Source organism: Limnohabitans sp. Bal53, from assembly GCF_003063355.1.
In the GTDB taxonomy this organism is placed as follows: Bacteria; Pseudomonadota; Gammaproteobacteria; order Burkholderiales; family Burkholderiaceae_C; genus Limnohabitans_A.
Genome location: NZ_NESH01000005.1, coordinates 258,807 through 278,750, shown reverse-complemented (window position 1 = coordinate 278,750; position 19,944 = coordinate 258,807). Strand labels below are relative to the sequence as shown.

Here is a 19,944-nt window from a genome sequence, read left to right as displayed (position 1 = left end):
AGCATGACAACCCTCACGGTGCGTCGGTTTCTGCCTCGGCCACCATGCCAAAGCGGCGCAGTTTGACGTACAGGCTTTGGCGCGACAAACCCAGCATTTCCGCAGCCGAGGCGCGGTTGTTGTGGGTCAGCTCCAGGGCCGCTTCGATGCACAGGCGCTCGATGGTGTCCACGGTCTCGCCCACGATGTCTTTGATGGGACGGCGACCCACCAATTGCGACAGGTCGGCAAACGGGTTGCTCTGGCTTTGGGCCACCGACGCGCCGCCTTGCAAGCGGCGGTCCATGTCGCGCACAAAAAAGGCGTACATCGGCTCAGGCCGCGCCAAGCACACGGCCGACACCTCAACGGGCAAGGTCATGCCGGACAGGGTGCGCACCTCGGTGGCGAAATTGCGCACCGGCAACTGCTGGCGCAAGCTGGTGTTGAGCACCCCCCAGTCGACCGCACCGCGCAAGAGCCAGCGCTCCAAGCTTTGGCCCACCACTTGGGAAGAAGCCGTCAGGCCCAGCAAGGCCATGCCTTCTTCGTTCACACTTTTGACCAGGCCCGTGGTGTCAGTGAGCAGCCAGCCGTCTGGGAAGCGCTCCATCGCTTCGCTCAACGCGGCCGAAGTTCCGACGGTTTGCAGGGGGGTGGATACGGCCTCAGGGGTGACCAAGCGCACCAAAAACTGAGCACCGCCCTCTTGACGGAACACCGTGGCCGACACCGTCCAGGCCGAGGACAAGCCCGCGATGCGGGCAGCGCACATCTCGATGCGGCCCGTGGCCAGCGCCGTGCGCAACAAAGACTGCACCTCGCCTTGGCTTTCGCCTTCAAAACATTCGCGCACATCGCGGCCCACCAGGCGTTTGCCCGCGTCTTTGAGCAGAGACTGCGCGCCCACATTGGCCTCCAGCACGCGCTGGGTGCTGGCGTCGACCATCAACACCGCCTCGGATGAGGTGTCAAACAGCACGCGGTAGCGCGCCTCGATGTGGCGCAGGCGCAAATAGTCGCGCTCCATGGACTGCTGGGTTTCGACCAAGCGGCGCTGCAACTCGGCCAGGCTTTCCAGATCGCGGCCCATGGCCAGCAGCTTGCCGCCGGCCAGTGGCAACACCACATATTGAATGGCCACCTCGTTGCCCACTGGCGAGAGGTGGTTCACATGCCGCCAGCGCAGCACATCGGGGGCACCTTGCGAAGACAGCATTTCCTGGATCTTGCTGCGGCTTTCGCTGGTCACGGTGTCAATCCAGCGGCGGCCCACCCAAGATTGGCAGCCCAAAGCGGCCAGGGTGTCGCGCCCGGTCGACACGTCCTCGATCACCCCCAGCGGGTCCATGACCAAGGTGACATCAGACACCACCCCCAGCAACTGGGAAAAGGTGGAGGAGTCCAAAGATGGAAGCTTCATGTTGTAAACCAAACGAGTTTGAGCATCAGGAAGTTGACACTTGAATTTGTCATACAAGTATAGGCTTATATGTCAGTAAAAACGGATGGCCTTGTGGTTTCAATGTTAAAAAACGTACACAACAGGCCATATCAGCTCGCTCGAGCCGCTGCGCCAAGCATGGCTTGGGTGATGCGCGCCACGGTGGCAGGCGCATCTTCAGCCAGCACCTCGGCGGCCAGGCCCTGCAAGCGTTCGGGTGCAATAAAGGCCATGGGCCCACCGACAAACACCTGCAGCCCCAAGTTGTCCGAGCCCTCGCGCAGCTTGGGCAGCAAGGCCGCCAAGGTGTCCAGGTGTCGGTCGCTGCTCACCGAAATGCCCACCGCATCAAACCAATCCGACTGGAACAGGCGTTTGAACTCGGTCACATCCTGCGGCACGCCCACCGTCACAAGCCAGCCGGCACGCTTGAAAAATTCACTGAGCATGAGCAAGCCCATGCTGTGCTGAGCCCCTGGCTCGGTCAACAAGAGCAGGCTCCAGGGTTGGCGCTGCGAGGGAGTTTCCTGCAAAAACTCGCTGCTGAAGTCGTGCAGCAGCTGCTGCAAATGGGCCGACGCGATGGTGGACATGGCGAAATCGAGCCGGTCGGAACACCACCAGTCACCCAGCAAACGGGCACAAGGCGTGATGCCTTGCAAATAAATGTCTTCCAAGGACTTGCCTTGTCGCTGCCAGCCAAACACCACTTGCCGCGCCGCGTCCAAGCCCTGCAGGCAGGCCTGGGCCAGAATTTGGATTTGCGCCAGGTCAAGTGCCGATTTGCCGGTGAAACTGGTGCCCCCTACCAAACGGGGACCGACCGGTGCACCTTGACGCAAGGCTTCGGGCAAGGCATGACGCACACCCTCAGCCAAGGGCGGGGACTGTGCGGTTTCCAAGTTGAATTGCGCCATGACAAGCACCGATCATCAGGAGGGATACACCAGCGGCAGGCTCCGGGGCGTCGGAGTGCTCGTCGCAAGAAGTGCGTGGTGTGAGACCCAGTGAAAGCCCCCACAGAACACAGTTCCAAGTGTGATTCGCTTTTGGGTTCCTGTATCTAGTGTAAACCCTGACAAAACAAATATATGTCAATTTGTGTTGACACACTGTATATCCAGACTTACATTCATTCCAAGTCTTCGCACACACAAGGTCCCCCATGCCCGCTTCCAGCCCCCAGGTCTTGTACACGCCAGCGCAACGCGCCCGGCGTGACGCGACCGCCTGGACTTTGGTGCAAGGCATCTTGGCCCCGGTGCAATTCCTGATTTTTGGCATCAGCCTGTATTTGGTGATCAACAGCCTGCAAACCGGCGAGCACACCGACTGGGCCTTGGCCTCGGTGGTGATCAAGACCGTGGTGCTCTACGCCATCATGGTCACCGGCGCCATCTGGGAAAAAGTGGTCTTCGGCCAATATCTGTTTGCACCCGCTTTCTATTGGGAAGACGTGGTCAGCATGGGGGTGATGGTCCTGCACACCGCCTATGTCTGGGCTTGGTGGCAAGGCGCTTGGAGCGCCAACGACTTGTTGTGGCTGGCCCTGGCCGCGTATGGCAGCTACGCCATCAACGCCGCGCAATACATCCGCAAGCTGCGCATGGCGCGCCTGCAAAAAACCACCCACACACTGCCCGACACGGGCGCACAGGCCAGCACATGAGCACTGTCATCCCGATCCGAGCCGAAACTTCTGGTTGCACCGACGTTGTGCCTTTGGTCGAACGCGGCCAGCGCGAGGTGTTTTGTGGCCTGACCGGCATCATCTGGCTGCACCGCAAAATCCAAGACGCTTTCTTTTTGGTGGTGGGCTCACGCACCTGCGCCCACCTGATCCAGTCAGCGGCGGGCGTGATGATCTTTGCCGAGCCCCGCTTTGGCACCGCCATCATCGACGAGCGCGATTTGGCCGGCTTGGCCGATGTGCACGAAGAACTCGACCGCGTGGTCGGCCAGTTGCTGGCCCGCCGCCCCGACATCCGTTTGTTGTTTTTGGTGGGCTCTTGCCCTTCGGAAGTCATCAAGCTCGATCTGTCGCGCGCCGCCGAGCGCCAAAACCAAATTCACCACCCCAAAGTGCGCGTGCTCAACTACTCGGGCAGCGGCATCGAAACCACCTTCACACAAGGCGAAGACGCTTGCCTGGCGGCCATGGTCCCCGGCCTGCCCGCCAGCGCACCCGACACCGCCCCCGCCCTGATGGTGGTCGGCACCTTGGCCGATGTGGTCGAAGACCAGATGCGCAACTTGTTTGATCGCATGGGCTTGCAGGTCAGCTTTTTCCCACCACGCAACAGCCAGGCCATGCCCGTGGTCGGCCCGAACACACGCTATTTGTTGGCCCAGCCCTTTTTGGCCGATACCGCACGCGCCTTGCAGTCGCGCGGCGCACAGCATTTGGCCGCACCCTTCCCGCTCGGCGTGGAAGGCACCACCGCCTGGCTGCAAGCGGCCGCCAACGAGTTTGGCGTGGCCACCGAGGTGTTTGAACAAGCCACCGCTGCCCCACGCCAGCGCGCCGAAAAAGCCCTGGCCGTGCAGCGCCAAATGCTGCAAGGCCAGCGCATCTTCTTCTTCCCCGACTCGCAGCTCGAAATCCCTCTGGCGCGCTTTGTGCACCGCGAACTGGGCATGGATTTGGTGGAGGTGGGCACGCCCTATTTGCACCGCCAGCACATGGCCGCCGAACTCGCGCTCATCCCCGAAGGCACCCGCATCAGCGAAGGCCAAGACGTGGACCTGCAGCTCGACCGCTGCATCGCCGACGCCCCCGATTTGGTGGTCTGCGGCCTTGGTTTGGCCAACCCGCTGGAGGCGCAAGGCATCACCACCAAGTGGGCCATTGAGTTGGTCTTCACCCCCATTCAAGGCTACGAACAAGCGGCCGATTTGGCCGGTCTGTTCAGCCGCCCCCTCAAACGCCGCCTGAAGCTGGCGGCATAAGGCGCAGGAACACCCCATGCAACTGACGCTCTGGACTTACGAAGGACCGCCCCATGTGGGCGCGATGCGCGTGGCCACCGCCATGACGGATGTGCACTACGTGCTGCACGCCCCACAAGGCGACACCTACGCCGACCTGCTGTTCACCATGATCGAGCGCCTGCCGCGCCGCCCCCCCGTCACCTACACCACCTTCCAGGCGCGCGACTTGGGCGGCGACACCGCCGAACTCTTCAAAGACGCTGCACGCCAAGCCATGGCGCGCTTCAACCCTGCGGCCATGTTGGTGGGTTCGTCCTGCACGGCCGAGCTGATCCAGGACGACCCGGGCGGTTTGGCCCAAGCCCTGAAGCTGACCATTCCCGTCGTGGCCCTGGAGCTGCCCTCTTACCAGCGCAAAGAAAACTGGGGCGCGAGCGAGACCTTCTACCAACTGTGCCGCCACCTGGTGCACAAGCCTGACAGCGGAAAACCCGCCAAGGCCCGCCCCACTTGCAACATCTTGGGCCCCAGCGCCTTGGGCTTTCGCCACCGCGACGACGTCAAGGAAATCACCCAGCTGCTCAACCAACTCGGTGTCGATGTCGCCGTGGTCGCGCCTTTGAGCGCCAGCGTAGCCGACGTGCAAAAACTGGCCGAGGCTGACTTCAACGTGGTGCTCTACCCCGAAATTGGCCTGGCCGCCGCACAGTGGTTGCAGCGCCAGTTCGACCAGCCCTACACCAAGACCGTACCCCTGGGCAGCCACGCCACACGCGACTTCATCACTGAAGTCTGCGCGCTGACTGGCCTGCCCCAGCCCGCACAAGACCCGAGCAACGCACACGCCCACTGGTACGCCAAGTCGGTCGACTCGACCTACCTGACCGGCAAGCGGGTCTATATTTTTGGCGACGCCACCCACGTCGTGGCCGCCGCCCGCATCGCCAGCCAGGAGATGGGTTTTGAGGTGGTGGGGCTGGGCACATACAGCCGCGAATTTGCCCGCGAAGTGCGCGACTGCGCCAAGCGCTACGGCGTTGAAGCGCTGATCACCGACGACTACCTGGAAGTCGAAACCCAAATCAACGCGCTGCAGCCCGAGCTGATCTTGGGCACACAAATGGAGCGCCACATCGCCAAGCGCCAAGGCATTCCTTGCGCGGTGATTTCGGCCCCAGTCCATGTGCAGGACTTCCCCGCCCGCTACGCGCCACAGATGGGTTTTGAAGGCGCGAACGTGCTGTTCGACACCTGGGTGCACCCCCTGATGATGGGCCTGGAAGAACACCTGATCGGCATGTTCCGCGAAGACTTCGAGTTCCATGCCGGGGCTGCGCCCTCGCATTTGGGCAGCACGCGGCCTGCGGCAGAAAACGTGGCACCCACAGTGGCCGCACCCGTTGCTACACCTGTTGTTGTTTCAGCAGCACCGGCCCCCACCGACACACTGATCACCCACAGCGTTCAAAAGATCGCTGTCCCCGCCCAAGCCGCTTCGAACCAGGCCACCTGGAGCCCCGAGGCCGAAAAGGAGCTGGGCAAGATCCCGTTCTTTGTGCGGGGCAAAGCGCGCCGCAACACCGAGCGATTTGCCCAAGACCAGGGCGTGGCGACCATCACCGTGGAGACGCTCTACGATGCCAAAGCCCACTTCAGCCGGTAAACAGGCCTCTTCCAACACACCCCGCATGAGCGTGGTGCTGTTGACCATGGACAGCCACCTGGCCAGCGCCGCCGAAAGCGCGGCAGAGCGCCTGGCCCGTGACCTGCCCGGCCTGCACTTGCAAACCCACAGCGCCTCGGCCTGGCGCGACAGCGACAAGGCATTGGCTGCGTGCTTGGCCGCCGTGGCACAAGCCGATTTGGTCATCGTCACCATGCTCTTCATGGAAGACCATTTCCTGCCGGTGCTCGACGCCTTGCAGGCGCGCCGCGAACACTGCGACGCCATGGTCTGCATCATGTCGGCCCCGCAAGTCACGCAGCTCACCCGCATGGGCAAGCTGGTCATGGGCCGCGAATCGAGTGGCCTGATGGCCTTGCTCAAAAAACTGCGCCCCAGCGCCAAGAACAAAGACACCGGCTCCGAGACCGGCGCGCCGTCCAGCGCCGGCGCCAAGCAAATGGCCATGCTGCGCCGCCTGCCCAAGCTGCTGCGCTTCATCCCCGGCACTGCGCAAGACCTGCGCCTTTTCTTCTTGACCATGCGCTACTGGTTGGCGGGCTCTGAGCACAACATCGAGCACTTGGTCAAAACCCTGGTGCACCGCTACGCCCAAGGCCCGCGCGAGTCGCTGCGCGCCTTGGCCCAGCCAGAAGACCCGAACGAATACCCCGAGGTGGGCCTGTACCACCCGCAGATGAAAAACCGCATCAGCGAACAGCTGAGTGACCTGCCCGGCCACGGCCGCAAAGACCAGCCCGCCGTGGGCTTGCTGCTGCTGCGCTCGTATTTGCTGGCGGGCAACACCGCGCATTACGACGCGGTCATCCATTCGCTGCAAGCGCGGGGCCTGCGCGTCATTCCCGCCTTTGCCAGCGGCTTGGACGCACGTCCGGCCATGGACCGTTTCTTCAAGCAAGGCACGGGCACCAAGATCCAATCCTTGGTGTCGCTCACCGGCTTCTCGCTGGTCGGGGGCCCGGCCTACAACGACGCCAGCGCCGCCGAAGTGGCGCTCAGCGAACTCGATGTGCCCTACATCGCCGCGCACCCGCTGGAGTTCCAGTCGATCGAGCAATGGGGTGACTCGACCCGTGGCCTGCTGCCGGTGGAAAACACCATCATGGTGGCCATTCCCGAACTTGACGGTTCGATCTTGCCCATGGTCTACGGTGGCCGTCCCGGCCCTGCCGGTCAAACCTGCCACGGCTGCGACAAGCGCTGCACCTTCCCCAGCGGCCCGCGCAGCCAGGACATGTTCACCTGCAGCGAGCGCACCGAAATGCTGACTGCCCGCGTCGAGCGCCTGGTGCGCCTGCGCGATAAACCACGCGCCGACCGCAAACTGGCCATCGTGCTGTTCAACTTCCCACCCAACGCGGGCAGCGTGGGCACGGCCGCTTACCTGTCGGTGTTCCAGTCGCTGTTCAACACCTTGCAGCGCTTGTCACTCGAAGGCTACCAAGTCTCATTGCCAGACAGCGTAGACGACCTGCGCAACCGCCTGCTGCACGGCAACGCCAGCCAATACGGCACGCAGGCCAATGTGCTGCACGCCATCGACACCGGTCACCACGTCAAACACGAGCGCTGGTTGAACGAGATCGAAGCGCAGTGGGGCCCGGCCCCCGGCAAGCACCTGACCAATGGCCAATCCATCTTTGTGCTCGGCGCAGACTTTGGCCAGGTGGTGGTCACGGTGCAACCAGGCTTTGGGTATGAGGGCGACCCGATGCGCCTGCTGTTTGAAACCGGCTGCGCCCCCACCCACGCCTTCAGCGCCTTTTACCGCTATTTGCGCGACGACTACGCGGCCGACGCGGTGCTGCACTTTGGCACGCACGGCGCACTCGAATTCATGCCCGGCAAACAAACCGGCCTGTCGGCCCAGTGCTGGCCCGACCGCCTGATCGGCGCGCTGCCCAACATCTACCTGTATGCCGCCAACAACCCGTCCGAAGGTGCATTGGCCAAACGCCGTGGCGCGGCCACGCTGGTGAGCTACCTCACCCCCTCGCTCACGCATTCGGGCTTGTACAATGAACTGGTCAGCCTTCAGCAGTCGATTGAGCGCTGGCAGCAAATGGGCCCGGACCAAGCGCAGGACCGCGAGAGCCTGACCGCACTGATCCGCGAACAAGCGCAGAGCATCGACCTGGCCGTGCCGGCCACGCTGACCGATGACCCCACTGCTTGGATCGAGCAGCTGCAAAACCAGCTGCTTGAACTCGAATACGCCCTCATCCCCGAAGGCCTGCACGTCATGGGCCAAGCCCCCACCCGCGAGCAGCGCTTGGGCACCCTCAAAGTCATGGCCGACGCCATGGGCCTGACCGGCGCTCAGAACACTGCCCTGATGGAAGCCCTGGTCGACGGAGCCAGCGAAGCGCAACTGAACGCACAGTTCAGCACCGAACTGAATGCCAGCGACAAAGCCCAGGCCGAAACCCTGCGCCAGCTGGTGCGCAGCAACCGCCTGCTGGGCGAAGACCACGAAATGCAAGGCCTGATGCGGGCTCTGGACGGCCGCTATTTGCAACCCGCCCCCGGCGGCGACCTGATCCGCAATGCCAACGTGCTGCCCACCGGTCGCAACCTGCACGGCCTCGATCCGTTTCGCATGCCGTCGGCCTTTGCCGTGCGCGATGGCATGCGCCAGGCCGACAAACTCTTGGCCCGTTACCAGCAAGACCACCAGGCACTGCCCGAGACCGTGGCCATGGTGCTGTGGGGCACCGACAACCTCAAGACCGAAGGCAGCCCCATGGCGCAAGCCCTGGCCTTGATGGGCGCAGCCCCGCGTTTTGACAGCTACGGCCGCTTGGCTGGCGCGCAGCTGATTCCCTTGGCCGAGTTGGGCCGCCCCCGCATCGATGTGGTCATCACCTTGTCGGGCATCTTCCGCGACCTGCTGCCCATGCAAATTCGCTTGCTGGCCGAAGCCGCGTTTTTAGCGGCCAGTGCCGACGAACCACTCGATCAAAACTTTGTGCGCCAACATGCGCTGGCTTACCTGGCCGAGCACGAAGGCAGCACCTTGGAATGCGCCGCGCTGCGCGTGTTTGGCAACACCGAAGGCGCCTACGGCGCGAACGTGAACCAGCTGATCGACAGCAGCTGCTGGGAAAACGAAAACGAACTCGGCGACGCCTTCACCCAGCGCAAAGGCTTTGCCTACGGCCGCGAAGGTCGCCCGGTGCGCAACACCTCGGTGCTGCAAAGCGCGCTGGCCAGTGTCTCGCTCACCTACCAAAACCTCGACTCGGTGGAGCTGGGCGTGACCAGCATCGACACCTACTTCGACACCCTGGGCGGCATCAGCCGCGCCGTGCTGCAGGCCAAACACCAGCGCGACGGCAACGCGGCCGAAGCCCCGCCCGTTTTCATTGGCGACCAAACCCAAGGCGAGGGCGTGGTGCGCAGCCTGACCGAACAAGTGGCCCTGGAAACCCGCAGCCGCATGCTCAACCCCAAGTGGCACGAAAGCATGTTGCAGCACGGCTACGAAGGCGTGCGTCAAATCGAATCGCACCTGACCAACACCATGGGCTGGTCGGCCACCACGGGCCAAGTTCAGCCCTGGGTCTACCAACAACTGGCCCAGACCTTTGTGCTGGACCCTGCCATGCGCGAGCGCATGGCCCAGCTCAACCCCACCGCATCGGCCAAAGTGGCCAACCGTCTGCTGGAGGCCACCCGCCGCCAGTACTGGCAACCCGACGCCGAGACCATGACAGCCCTGCTGCGTGCCGGTGAAGAACTTGAAGACCGCCTTGAAGGCATACAAGAAGGACTCCCAGCATGATCGAAACCACCAGCATCCCTGTGAACAGCATCCAGAGGGTACGCGGCGCAGACGGCGAAGGCAGCGTGCAGTTCCAAATGGACCCCACCGTCAAGATCGGCACCGCCAAGGTGTTTGCGGTCTACGGCAAGGGCGGCATTGGCAAGAGCACCACGTCCTCCAACCTGTCGGTGGCCTTCAGCAAGTTGGGCAAACGCGTGCTGCAAATCGGCTGCGACCCCAAGCACGATTCGACCTTCACGCTGACCAAAAAACTCATGCCCACCGTGATCGACGCGCTCGAAACAGTGGACTTTCACGCCGAAGAGCTGCGCCTCGATGACTTTGTCTTCAAAGGCTACAACGGCGTGATGTGCGTGGAAGCCGGTGGCCCACCCGCTGGCACCGGCTGCGGCGGTTATGTGGTCGGCCAGACCGTGAAACTGCTCAAGGAACACCACCTGCTCGAAGACACTGACGTGGTGATTTTTGACGTGCTGGGCGATGTGGTGTGTGGCGGTTTTGCCGCCCCACTGCAACACGCCGATCGCGCACTCATCGTCACCGCCAACGACTTCGACTCCATCTTTGCGATGAACCGCATCGTGCAAGCCATTGGTGCCAAGGCCAAGAACTACAACGTGCGTTTGGGCGGTGTGATCGCCAACCGCAGCGACGCGACCGACCAGATCGACAAATACAACGCGGTCACCGGTCTCAAAACCATGGCGCACTTTCCCATGCTCGACGAGATCCGCAAGAGCCGTTTGCAAAAGTGCACCTTGTTCGAGCTGGAGCCCACACCCGCCGTCAAAGCCGTGCAAGACGAGTACATGCGCCTGGCCGCAGCCCTGTGGCTGGGGGCCGACCCGCTGCCGTCCATCCCGATGAAAGACCGCGACATTTTTGACCTGCTGGGTTTCGATTGAACGCCCTCCAGAAAGCACACCATGAACACCACCGCCTACGAACAACGCCGCAGCCAGATCGAGCACTACTTTGACCGCACCGCGGCCGATGCCTGGGCGCGATTGACCTCGAACGAGCCGGTGGGCCGCATCCGCGCCACCGTGCGCGCAGGGCGCGACACCATGCGCGAGACCCTGCTGTCTTGGCTGCCACAAGACCTCAGCGGCCTGCGCGTGTTGGATGCCGGCTGCGGCACCGGCGCGTTGGCCCTGCAAGCGGCGCTGCGCGGGGCCGAAGTGGTGGCGATTGATTTGTCACCCACCTTGGTCAAGCTCGCTGCCGAACGCATGGCCGCCGAGCACCCTACCCTGCCCGGCTCGGTGGAGTTTTTGTCGGGCGACATGCTCAGCCCCGACCTGGGTCACTTTGACCATGTGGTCTGCATGGACTCGCTCATCCACTATGACAGTGACCAAATTGCCGAAGCGCTGGCCGGTTTGGCCCAACGCACACGCGGCTCCATGGCCTTCACCTTTGCGCCGCGCACACCGCTCTTGGCCCTGATGCACAGCGCCGGCCGTTTGTTTCCGCGCAGCGACCGCTCGCCTTCTCTGTCACCCGTGGCGCACGCCGACTTGTTGCAGCGCATGCAAAACCATGTGGATTTGCAAGGCTGGCAAGGCGCGCGCATGCAGCGCGTGGCCAGTGGGTTCTACACCTCTCAAGCCTGGGAGTGGACACGCTCATGAAACTGCGCGTCCCCATGCCCCGCTGGTTCACGGCCTACGGCACGCGCTTCATGCCGTTTGCCGATGCGGCCTCGCCTGAGCTGCCCATGGCGCGCTTGCTGCGCCTGTCGCTGTTCCAGGTGGTGATCGGCATGGTGACCGCACTTTTGGTGGGTACGCTCAACCGAGTCATGATCGTGGAGCTGCAAGTGCCCGCATGGTGGGTGGCTTTGGCGGTCGCCATTCCCATGGTGTTTGCGCCGCTGCGCACCCTGATCGGTTACCGCAGCGACACGCACCCATCGGCACTGGGCCTTCGCCGCATCCCGTATTTGTGGACCGGCACCTTGCTGCTGTTTGGCGGCCTGTCCATCATGCCGTTTGCCTTGTTGCTCTTGTCCGAGCCCGAGGCTGCCAACCTGTGGGTGGGCCAATTGGGCGCATGCCTGGCTTTTGTTTTGGTGGGCGCGGGCATTCAAGTCACTCAAACTGCCGGCATGGCGCTGGCGCACGATTTGGCCAGCGACGACAAACGCCCCCGCGTCGTGGCCTTGCTCTACAGCATGCTGCTGGTGGGCATGATCGCCAGCAGCGCGGTGTTCGGCCTGTTGCTGGCCGACTTCAGCCCGCAAAAACTCATCCAATTGGTGCAAGGCTGCGCCGTCATGGTGGCGGTGATGAACCTGGCCTCGCTGTGGAAACAAGAGGCCCGGAGTGCCAAACGCGGACGCCGCGAAGCCGGGGGATTTGCCAGCAGCTGGCGTGACCTCTTGGCGCAACCGCAGATGCGCCGCTTTTTGTGGACCCTGGCCCTGGGCACTTTTGCCTTCAACATGCAAGACATCGTGCTGGAGCCTTATGCGGCCGAGATCCTGAAGCTTGACGTGGGCGCCACCAGCGCCCTCACGGCTTTGAGTGCCGGTGGCGCTTTGTTGGCATTTCTGTTGTCAGCACGCTGGTTGTCGGGTGGCATGCATGCCTGCCGCCTGGCCAGTTTGGGTGTGCTGCTGGGCTTGCCCGCATTTGCCATGGTGATTTTTTCGGGCCCGCTTGAAGCGGCCTGGATGTTTCGCATCGGCGTGGGCCTGATCGGTTTCAGCGGCGGTTTGTTTTCGGTGGGCATGCTGGTCACGGCCATGGGCATGGCAACAGACGGCAGCCCGCTGGGCCACTTGGGCGGTCTGGTCATCGGCACCTGGGGCGCGGTGCAAGCCACCAGCGCAGGCGCGGCCATGGCGCTGGGCGGGGCTTTGCGCGACGGCGTGTCGGTGCTGGCCATGTCGGGCGCTTTGGGCGAGGTGCTGGTCACCCCCATCACCGCCTACAGCTTCGTTTACCACTTGGAAATGTATTTGTTGTTTGTTGTGCTGGTGGCCTTGGGCCCGATGTTGCGCGCGAGCCGTTTGGCCGCGCGGGCAGAGGTCTTGAAAACCGGCACCCCCCAACCCTTTGGCCTGGCGCAACTGCCGGGCTGATGCACCGATTTTTTGAAGGAGACAGCCATGGAAACAGGCGCAATCACCCAGTACATCGATGTGGCCCAAATCGTGTTGTACATGTTTTGGGCATTCTTTGCGGGTCTGATTTACTACCTCTTGCGTGAAAACCACCGCGAGGGTTACCCCATGGATTCGGGCCGCGAAAACGGCCCCAAGATCGATGGATGGCCCCCCGTGCCAGAGCCCAAGGCGTTCAAAACGCAAGACGGTCACACCTACTTGTCGCCCGACTTGGCACGCCCCGATGGTGAGTACAGTGCGCAGCCCACACACGGCTGGAACGGCGCACCCCTGGAGCCCGTGGGCGACCCCCTCTTGGCAGGCGTAGGCCCGGGTGCTTGGGCCATGCGCGCCGACATCCCCGATGCCGACCCGCACGGTCACCCCAAAATCGTGCCCCTGCGCGTGGCAACTGACCACTCGGTGGCCAAACAAGACGTGGACCCGCGTGGCTTGCCGGTTTGGGGCGCTGACAAGGTGGTGGCAGGTACCGTGGTGGATCTGTGGGTCGACCGCATGGAGATGATGTTCCGCTTTGCCGAAGTGCAACTGGCGAACTCGGACAAGCGCGTGTTGCTGCCGATGACGTTTGCCCGCATCAAGAAAGATGGCACCCATGTGCAGGCCATTTTGGGCCACCAGTTCGTGAACGTGCCCCAGACGAAATCGAACGAGCAAATCACCTTGCTCGAAGAAGAAAAAATCACCGCCTACTACGGTGCGGGCACCTTGTATGCGACCCCTGAGCGCCAGGAACCCATCATATGAGAGCCACCCACGAACACGAGTGGGAAGCCGCACCCGGCCTGCCCAGCGCCCTGCCTCAGGGCGAGCGTGTGGTCTGGCAGGGTGCGCCCGACTGGAAACGTCTGGCGATCCACGCGTTTCATGTGCGCAAAATTGCGCTGTACTTCGCGCTCATGCTGGCGGTGCAAGTCATTAACCTGACGGCCCCAGACAACGGTGTGGGCTGGAAGCCCTTGGCAGAAGTCGACTGGAAACCCCTCATGGTGGCTGCCAGTCTCTACACCTTGGCCTTGGCGCTGCTTTTGGGCACGGCTTGGATGTCGGCACGCGGCACGCTCTACACCCTCACCAACAAGCGTGTGGTCATGCGCATCGGTATTGTGCTCACGCTGACCTTCAACCTGCCCTTCAAACGCATCGCGAGCGCTTCTTTGAAGTCCCAAAGTGGAGGCACAGGCGACATCGCATTGGCTTTGCACCACGAAGACCGCATCGGTTGGTTCCACCTTTGGCCACACCAACGCGCCTGGCACATCACGCGGCCACAGCCCACTTTGCGCTGTTTATCAGACAGTCAAGAGGTTGGCCAGCTGCTCCTGAGCCTCTGGCGTGCCGAGCATGCGGGTCAAAGCCTGCACTTAGAGGGATCTGCCTCCAATGCGCAGGTCAGCAACCCCAACCCACCCAACCACGGCATGCTGGCATGAACACCCTGCCCAAGCACGACTGGCAGCCCAGCCGCCCAACGCCACAGACCCAAGGCCTGAACCGGCCCATGGCCTGGATCGGCGTGATGCTGCTGGCCATGCTGGTGGCCGTGGGCCTGGCCCGCTGGTCGGGCCTGGACCCGCGCACACCCGACGCCGCCGTGCAGTGGCAGCGCGACCTGCAGTTTCGCGATATGCCCAGCGGCGACATCGCCGTGCTGGACCACCGCACCGGCCAACAAGTGGCCCTGTTTTCTGGCGAGCAGGGCTTTTTGCGCAGCACCTTGCGAGCGCTCGCCCGCGAACGCCAGCGCGAGAGTCTGGGCAAAGAAGCCCCCTTTTTGTTGATCGGCCGCACCGACGGCCGCCTGACCTTACAAGACCCCAGCACCGGCCAGCGCATTGACCTGGAGTCCTTTGGCCCCAGCAATGCGGCGGTGTTTGCCAGTCTGAGACTGGCCGGGCCCACAGCCCCCTGACCTTGAATTTATCTTCACCGGAGAACCCCATGACCGCCACTGTTGTCCACACCATAACAACCGCTGAAGACGCCAACAAAAAGGCCGTGCACGACGACATGATCAGCCCGCGCTTTTACACCACCGACTTTGCGGCCATGGACCGCATCAACATCGAGCCGGTGCGTGCCGAGTGGGACAAGATGATGGCCGAGTACGAAGGCGACAACAACCACGACCACTTCCAGCGCGACGAAGCATTCGCAGGCGAAGTAGCCGCCGGCATGGCCAGCCTGTCGCCCGAGATGCGCCAGGAATTCATGGACTTTTTGGTGAGCTCCCTCACGTCGGAGTTTTCTGGCTGTGTGCTCTACAACGAGATCCGAAAAAACGTCACCAACCCCGACATCAAGCAGCTGATGACCTACTTGGCACGCGACGAATCGCGCCACGCCGGCTTCATCAACCTGTCGCTGCGCGACTTCAATCTGGGCATCGACCTGGGCAACTTGAAGCGCACCAAGAAGTACACCTTCTTCAAGCCCAAATACATTTATTACGCGACCTACTTGTCCGAAAAGATTGGCTACGCACGCTACATCACCATCTTCCGTCAGCTCGAAAAGCACCCCGAAAAACGCTTTCACCCCATCTTTCGCTGGTTTGAGTTGTGGTGCAACGACGAGTTCCGCCACGGCGAGTCTTTTGCCTTGATCATGCGCGCCAACCCCAAGTTGCTCAGCGGCGGCAACAAGTTGTGGATTCGCTTTTTCTTGCTGGCCGTGTACGCCACCATGTACGTGCGTGACCACACCCGCCCCATGCTGCATGAAGCCATGGGTCTGGATTCAAGTGAATACGACTACCAGGTGTTCCGCATCACCACCGAGATCACCAAGCAGGTCTTCCCGCTGGCTCTGGACACCGACCACCCCGACTTCCGCCGGGGCCTGGAGCGCCTGTTTGCCTTGTCGCAAGCGATGGAAAAAGCCAAGGCTCGCGGTGGCGTGGCCGGTAAATTGCAGCAAGGCGTGTGCGCCGTCAAAGCCGCCGCCACCTTTGCACGCCTGTACTTCATGCCAGTCATTGCCCAAGACCTGTCGCCCCAGGTCCGTATGGAACCGGCATGGTGAATGAAGTCGTCTGGGCTTGCGTTTTCACGGCCCTGTGCTGGTGGCTCGGCACGGGTGTGATTTTGTGGCTCGACCGGCTGCCCGCGCGCAGCTTCCGTTTCAGCCTGGCCGGTTGGACGTTGCTTTTGGCTTTGAGTTTTTGGGGTGTGGCCCACAGCATGCAAGAGGTCAGCGTGTTCAACGCCTACCTCGCCTTTGGCAGCGTGATCGTGATGTGGGGCTGGCACGAGCTGGCCTTTTTGACCGGTTGGATCACCGGCCCGCGCAAAACGCCATTGGATGTGGGCGCCACGGGCTGGCCACGATTTGTGCAGTCGGTGCAGGTCATGCTCTACCACGAGCTGGCTTTGTTGGCCAACTTTGCCGTGTTGTGGTGGATGCAATCGGGTCAGGTCAGCCATGTGGCCATTTGCACGTTTGCGCTGCTGTGGTGCATGCGTCTGTCGGCCAAACTGAATTTGTTTTTTGGCGTGCCGCAAAACGGCGCGCAATACCTGCCCGATCACCTCAAGTACTTGGCCAGTTATTTCCGGACCACACGCGGCATGTCGCTGTGGTTCGTGCTGTCGATGGGCGTGGCCATGGGCACCTGGTTCTGGCTGGTCTGGCTCGCCCAGCAAGGCGCGGTGGCCATCACCACCGGTTGGGTCATGCTGGCCACTTTGCTGGGCCTGGCGATTGTTGAACACGTCATCATGATTTTTCCTTGGCCACTGGAGCGGCTGTGGGGTTGGGCCATGGGCCAGACCACCAAACCGGCTTTGACCACACCCCCTTGAAGGCCCCCATGAACACCACCACCCATGCTTACCGCACCGAAGGTTTCGGCATCCCCGTCTCGCCGCAAGGCCCAGAGCTGGGCGCCCCGTCCAAGCTGCGCCAGCGCCCGGTGGCGGTGGTCATTGGCAGCGGTTTTGGCGGGCTGGCCGCCGCGATTCGCCTGAGCGTCAAGGGCTACGAGGTCAAGGTCTTTGAAAAACTCGACGCCCCCGGTGGTCGCGCCTATGTGCACCACCAGGACGGCTTCATCTTTGATGCGGGCCCGACCATCATCACCGCGCCCTTTTTGCTTGAAGAGCTGTGGGCGCTGTGCGGCAAAAGCTTTGCAGACGACGTGAAACTGGTGGCCATGGACCCGTTTTACCGCGTCCGTTTTTCAGACGGCACCTGGTTTGACTACAACGGCGACCCCGAGCACATGCGCGCCGAAGTCGCCCGCTTTGAGCCCTCTGACCTGCCTGGCTACGAACGCTTTTTGGAAGAAGCCGAGCGCTGCAAGACGCTGGGTTTTGAAGGCATGGGCGACATGGCCTTTGACAAGGTCAGCGACCTGATGGCCGCCATCCCCGACTTCTTGCGCATGGGCGCTTGGCGCAGCCTCTACAGCCTGGTGGCCAAACACATGCGCAACGACAAGCTGCGCATCGTGATGAGCTTTCACCCCCTGCTGATCGGTGGCAACCCCTTTGCCGTGACCTGTGCTTATGCGCTGATCAACTCGCTGGAGCGCACCTGGGGCGTGCACTCGGCCATGGGCGGCACTGGCGCGATTGTGAAAGGCCTGGTCGGCCTGCTGGAAGAGCGTGGTGTGCCGCTGCGCTGCAACGCACCCGTCACACAAATCCGCATCGAAAACGGCCGTGCCTGTGGCGTCGAATTACAAAACGGCGAGTTCATCGCCGCCGACATCGTGGTGAGCAACGGTGACACCGCCTGGACCTACAAGAACCTGGTGGCCCCCGAACACCGACGCGTTTGGACCGACCGCAAGATCGCTCAAGGTAAATACTCCATGGGCTTGTTTGTCTGGTACTTCGGCACCTCCAAACAATACAAAGACGTGCCTCACCACATGATGGTGCTGGGCCCGCGCTACAAAGGCCTGCTGCAAGACATTTTCAAGAAGCACAAACTGGCCGACGACTTCAGCCTGTATTTGCACCGCCCCACCGCCACCGACCCCTCGCTGGCACCCGAGGGTTGTGACACCTTTTATGTGCTCTCGCCCGTGCCGCACCTGGACAGCGGCACCGACTGGCCTGCCTTTGCCGAGACCTACCGCTCAGCGATTGCCGAGAGCCTGGAGGCCAGCGTGTTGCCAGGCCTGCGCGACTGCATCGTGACCAGCAAGGTCAGCACACCACAAGATTTTCAGGACAACCTGTGGTCCTACAAAGGCGCGGGCTTTGGCCTGGAGCCGCTGCTGCTGCAAAGCGCGTGGTTCCGTCCGCACAACCGCAGCGAGGATGTGCCGGGCCTGTTTGTGGTGGGTGCCAGCACGCACCCGGGCGCAGGTGTGCCAGGGGTGTTGATGTCGGCCAAAGCTTTGGAATCGGTGGTCCCCCATGTCAACGTCTGAACGCACACCCAACGCCGTGAGTTTGCAAGAACTCGACTTCGATTCACAAGACCTGCAGGCCTGCGTGGCCATGATGCAAGGCGGCTCCAAAACCTTTTTTGCCGCCAGCCGCTTGCTGCCGCCTCGCGTGCGCACAGCCGCCATCGCGCTCTATGCCTTTTGCAGAGTGGCCGATGACCTGGTGGACGAAGCCGCTGCGGGCGAGACCCCGCTCGATGTACTGCAAGAGCGCCTGGACGCCATCTATGCAGGCACCCCGCACGACCATGTGGAAGACCATGCGCTGAGTCTGGTGGTGCAGCAGTACAAACTGCCGCGCCATTTGCTGGACGCGCTGATCGAAGGCTTTGCCTGGGACGCGGGTGGCCGCAGCTACGACAGCATCGAAGACCTGCACGCCTATGGCGCCCGCGTGGCGGGCAGTGTGGGCGCGATGATGAGCTGGATCATGGGCCCACAAAGCATGGACACCCTGGCCCGCGCCTGCGAGCTGGGTGTAGCCATGCAGCTCACCAACATCGCCCGTGACGTCGGGCACGACGCCAGCATCGGCCGCCTGTACCTGCCGCGCCGCTGGCTGGTGGAAGCCGGTGTTCAGCCCGAAGACTGGATGGCGCAGCCCAGCTTCACCCCAGCCATTGCCAGTGTGGTGGCGCGTTTGCTCGACGAAGCCGACCGCCTGTACAAACAAGCACATTCGGGCATTGCCGCCCTGCCGCCCGACTGCCGCGCCGCCATCTGCGCGGCCAGCATGATCTACGCCGAAATCGGCCACCAGCTGCGCCGTGAAGGCCTGGACTCGGTCAACAAACGCACGGTGGTCAGCACCACACGCAAGCTCATGCTGCTGGCCAGCGCCTGGACCCAGGTGCACTGGATCCGCGTGGCCGACCACAGCCCCGCGCCGCTGGCTGCCATCGTAGGCCTGGTGCAAGGCTGCCGCGACGCCGCCCAGCAAACTGGCAACAAAGCGTATTTCCCCAACCGGGCCATGCCCCAGCGCGTGGCCTGGATGCTGAACCTGTTTGAGCGCCGCGAAACCGAGCGTCTGGACCGCAACGCACTGCGCCAAAACCCATGAGGGTGCCCAGCCACAGCATCAACGTGCGCCTGCTGTACGTGAGCCGCGCCGTCGGTCCACAAACCACGACGATGACCACGAGCATCCTGGCGCAGGCGCAAGCCAACAACCCTGCGCAAGGCATCACCGGTGTGCTGTGTCAAGGTCAGGGCTTTTTCTTGCAGGTCATTGAGGGCGAACGCAGCAAGGTCAACGCGCTGTACCGCCGCATCAGCGCCGACAAACGCCACCAGGACGTGGAGATCCTGCACTGCGAAGAAATCCACGAACGCGGCTTTGGCCAATGGTCCATGGCCCTGGTACACCTGTCGGTAGACGACCCTATGGTCAAACTGCACCACCCCGACTTCGACCCCTATTCCGCCTCAGGCCCACAGGTCATGCAGCAGGTGCTGGACTTGCTGGAATCGGGGCAGCCGATTCGGTTGCCTGCGGCCTGAGGTGCTCGACAATACTGAACAACAGCAGCTGCTTTCATCGACCCGACTTGGATGCCCGTGCGTCCCCTCCCATCAGAGTCAG

Annotated in this window: 17 protein-coding genes; 15 read left to right on the top strand and 2 right to left on the bottom strand. The window is 62.6% G+C overall.

Annotation, left to right across the window (positions count from 1 at the left end; all coding sequences use genetic code 11):
* Positions 1-13: 13 nt before the first annotated feature.
* Together ppsR and B9Z50_RS14250 are read right to left on the bottom strand one after the other, a co-directional pair.
* Positions 14-1,402: a transcriptional regulator PpsR gene (gene ppsR, locus B9Z50_RS14255; protein ID WP_108365460.1), complete on the bottom strand. Its 1,389-nt coding sequence runs from the start codon at positions 1,400-1,402 to the stop codon at positions 14-16.
* A gap of 131 nt (positions 1,403-1,533) precedes the next feature.
* Complete coding sequence (locus tag B9Z50_RS14250) at positions 1,534-2,340, bottom strand: B12-binding domain-containing protein (protein ID WP_108365407.1); 807 nt, start codon at positions 2,338-2,340, stop codon at positions 1,534-1,536.
* A gap of 248 nt (positions 2,341-2,588) precedes the next feature.
* Here B9Z50_RS14250 and bchF point away from each other — a divergent pair, with 248 nt between their 5' ends.
* Genes bchF through B9Z50_RS14175 form a run of 15 tightly spaced genes read left to right on the top strand, consistent with a single transcriptional unit; the run spans position 2,589 to position 19,862 of the window.
* Positions 2,589-3,092: a 2-vinyl bacteriochlorophyllide hydratase gene (gene bchF / locus B9Z50_RS14245; RefSeq protein ID WP_108365406.1), complete on the top strand. Its 504-nt coding sequence runs from the start codon at positions 2,589-2,591 to the stop codon at positions 3,090-3,092.
* Entirely contained in the window at positions 3,089-4,372 is a 1,284-nt protein-coding gene (locus B9Z50_RS14240) for a ferredoxin:protochlorophyllide reductase (ATP-dependent) subunit N (protein ID WP_108365405.1), read from the top strand. The genes bchF and B9Z50_RS14240 overlap by 4 nt, the downstream gene beginning before the upstream one ends.
* Before the next feature lie 16 nt (positions 4,373-4,388).
* The gene (gene bchB / locus B9Z50_RS14235) at positions 4,389-6,017 is read left to right on the top strand and encodes a ferredoxin:protochlorophyllide reductase (ATP-dependent) subunit B (RefSeq protein WP_108365404.1); all 1,629 of its coding nucleotides are present in this window, start codon (positions 4,389-4,391) and stop codon (positions 6,015-6,017) included.
* A complete protein-coding gene (locus tag B9Z50_RS14230; RefSeq protein ID WP_108365403.1) occupies positions 5,992-9,822 on the top strand; it encodes a magnesium chelatase subunit H in 3,831 nt (1,276 codons plus the stop codon). Before bchB ends, B9Z50_RS14230 begins: the two co-directional genes overlap by 26 nt.
* Entirely contained in the window at positions 9,819-10,730 is a 912-nt protein-coding gene (gene bchL / locus B9Z50_RS14225; RefSeq protein ID WP_019429120.1) for a ferredoxin:protochlorophyllide reductase (ATP-dependent) iron-sulfur ATP-binding protein, read from the top strand. Before B9Z50_RS14230 ends, bchL begins: the two co-directional genes overlap by 4 nt.
* A 21-nt stretch (positions 10,731-10,751) precedes the next feature.
* The gene (bchM, locus tag B9Z50_RS14220) at positions 10,752-11,459 is read left to right on the top strand and encodes a magnesium protoporphyrin IX methyltransferase (protein ID WP_108365402.1); all 708 of its coding nucleotides are present in this window, start codon (positions 10,752-10,754) and stop codon (positions 11,457-11,459) included.
* Positions 11,456-12,913, top strand: a complete 1,458-nt coding sequence (locus tag B9Z50_RS14215) for a BCD family MFS transporter (protein WP_108365401.1) — start codon at positions 11,456-11,458, stop codon at positions 12,911-12,913. Before bchM ends, B9Z50_RS14215 begins: the two co-directional genes overlap by 4 nt.
* 27 nt (positions 12,914-12,940) lie before the next feature.
* A complete protein-coding gene (puhA, locus tag B9Z50_RS14210) occupies positions 12,941-13,705 on the top strand; it encodes a photosynthetic reaction center subunit H (protein ID WP_108365400.1) in 765 nt (254 codons plus the stop codon).
* On the top strand, positions 13,702-14,391 hold the full coding sequence (gene puhB / locus B9Z50_RS14205; protein WP_108365399.1) for a photosynthetic complex putative assembly protein PuhB: 690 nt from the start codon (positions 13,702-13,704) through the stop codon (positions 14,389-14,391). Before puhA ends, puhB begins: the two co-directional genes overlap by 4 nt.
* Complete coding sequence (gene puhC, locus B9Z50_RS14200; RefSeq protein WP_108365398.1) at positions 14,388-14,870, top strand: photosynthetic complex assembly protein PuhC; 483 nt, start codon at positions 14,388-14,390, stop codon at positions 14,868-14,870. Before puhB ends, puhC begins: the two co-directional genes overlap by 4 nt.
* 29 nt (positions 14,871-14,899) lie before the next feature.
* Positions 14,900-15,982 carry a magnesium-protoporphyrin IX monomethyl ester (oxidative) cyclase gene (gene acsF, locus B9Z50_RS14195; protein WP_108365397.1) on the top strand — a complete coding sequence of 361 codons (1,083 nt, stop codon included), beginning with the start codon at positions 14,900-14,902 and terminating at the stop codon, positions 15,980-15,982.
* A complete protein-coding gene (puhE, locus tag B9Z50_RS14190; protein ID WP_108365396.1) occupies positions 15,976-16,761 on the top strand; it encodes a putative photosynthetic complex assembly protein PuhE in 786 nt (261 codons plus the stop codon). Before acsF ends, puhE begins: the two co-directional genes overlap by 7 nt.
* An 8-nt stretch (positions 16,762-16,769) precedes the next feature.
* Positions 16,770-18,341 (top strand): phytoene desaturase, encoded by a 1,572-nt coding sequence (locus B9Z50_RS14185; RefSeq protein WP_199221750.1) that lies wholly within the window; start codon positions 16,770-16,772, stop codon positions 18,339-18,341.
* A complete protein-coding gene (locus B9Z50_RS14180) occupies positions 18,328-19,422 on the top strand; it encodes a phytoene/squalene synthase family protein (RefSeq protein WP_108365395.1) in 1,095 nt (364 codons plus the stop codon). The genes B9Z50_RS14185 and B9Z50_RS14180 overlap by 14 nt, the downstream gene beginning before the upstream one ends.
* Complete coding sequence (locus tag B9Z50_RS14175) at positions 19,419-19,862, top strand: BLUF domain-containing protein (RefSeq protein ID WP_108365394.1); 444 nt, start codon at positions 19,419-19,421, stop codon at positions 19,860-19,862. Before B9Z50_RS14180 ends, B9Z50_RS14175 begins: the two co-directional genes overlap by 4 nt.
* The last annotated feature ends 82 nt before the right edge of the window (positions 19,863-19,944 follow it).

Excerpts from the sequence above, each read along its gene's own strand:
- ppsR (WP_108365460.1), bottom strand. The coding sequence starts at position 1,402 with ATGAAGCTTCCATCTTTGGACTCCTCCACCTTTTCCCAGTTGCTGGGG.
- B9Z50_RS14250 (WP_108365407.1), bottom strand. The coding sequence starts at position 2,340 with ATGGCGCAATTCAACTTGGAAACCGCACAGTCCCCGCCCTTGGCTGAG.
- bchF (WP_108365406.1), top strand. The coding sequence starts at position 2,589 with ATGCCCGCTTCCAGCCCCCAGGTCTTGTACACGCCAGCGCAACGCGCC.
- B9Z50_RS14240 (WP_108365405.1), top strand. The coding sequence starts at position 3,089 with ATGAGCACTGTCATCCCGATCCGAGCCGAAACTTCTGGTTGCACCGAC.
- bchB (WP_108365404.1), top strand. The coding sequence starts at position 4,389 with ATGCAACTGACGCTCTGGACTTACGAAGGACCGCCCCATGTGGGCGCG.
- B9Z50_RS14230 (WP_108365403.1), top strand. The coding sequence starts at position 5,992 with ATGCCAAAGCCCACTTCAGCCGGTAAACAGGCCTCTTCCAACACACCC.
- bchL (WP_019429120.1), top strand. The coding sequence starts at position 9,819 with ATGATCGAAACCACCAGCATCCCTGTGAACAGCATCCAGAGGGTACGC.
- bchM (WP_108365402.1), top strand. The coding sequence starts at position 10,752 with ATGAACACCACCGCCTACGAACAACGCCGCAGCCAGATCGAGCACTAC.
- B9Z50_RS14215 (WP_108365401.1), top strand. The coding sequence starts at position 11,456 with ATGAAACTGCGCGTCCCCATGCCCCGCTGGTTCACGGCCTACGGCACG.
- puhA (WP_108365400.1), top strand. The coding sequence starts at position 12,941 with ATGGAAACAGGCGCAATCACCCAGTACATCGATGTGGCCCAAATCGTG.
- puhB (WP_108365399.1), top strand. The coding sequence starts at position 13,702 with ATGAGAGCCACCCACGAACACGAGTGGGAAGCCGCACCCGGCCTGCCC.
- puhC (WP_108365398.1), top strand. The coding sequence starts at position 14,388 with ATGAACACCCTGCCCAAGCACGACTGGCAGCCCAGCCGCCCAACGCCA.
- acsF (WP_108365397.1), top strand. The coding sequence starts at position 14,900 with ATGACCGCCACTGTTGTCCACACCATAACAACCGCTGAAGACGCCAAC.
- puhE (WP_108365396.1), top strand. The coding sequence starts at position 15,976 with ATGGTGAATGAAGTCGTCTGGGCTTGCGTTTTCACGGCCCTGTGCTGG.
- B9Z50_RS14185 (WP_199221750.1), top strand. The coding sequence starts at position 16,770 with ATGAACACCACCACCCATGCTTACCGCACCGAAGGTTTCGGCATCCCC.
- B9Z50_RS14180 (WP_108365395.1), top strand. The coding sequence starts at position 18,328 with ATGTCAACGTCTGAACGCACACCCAACGCCGTGAGTTTGCAAGAACTC.
- B9Z50_RS14175 (WP_108365394.1), top strand. The coding sequence starts at position 19,419 with ATGAGGGTGCCCAGCCACAGCATCAACGTGCGCCTGCTGTACGTGAGC.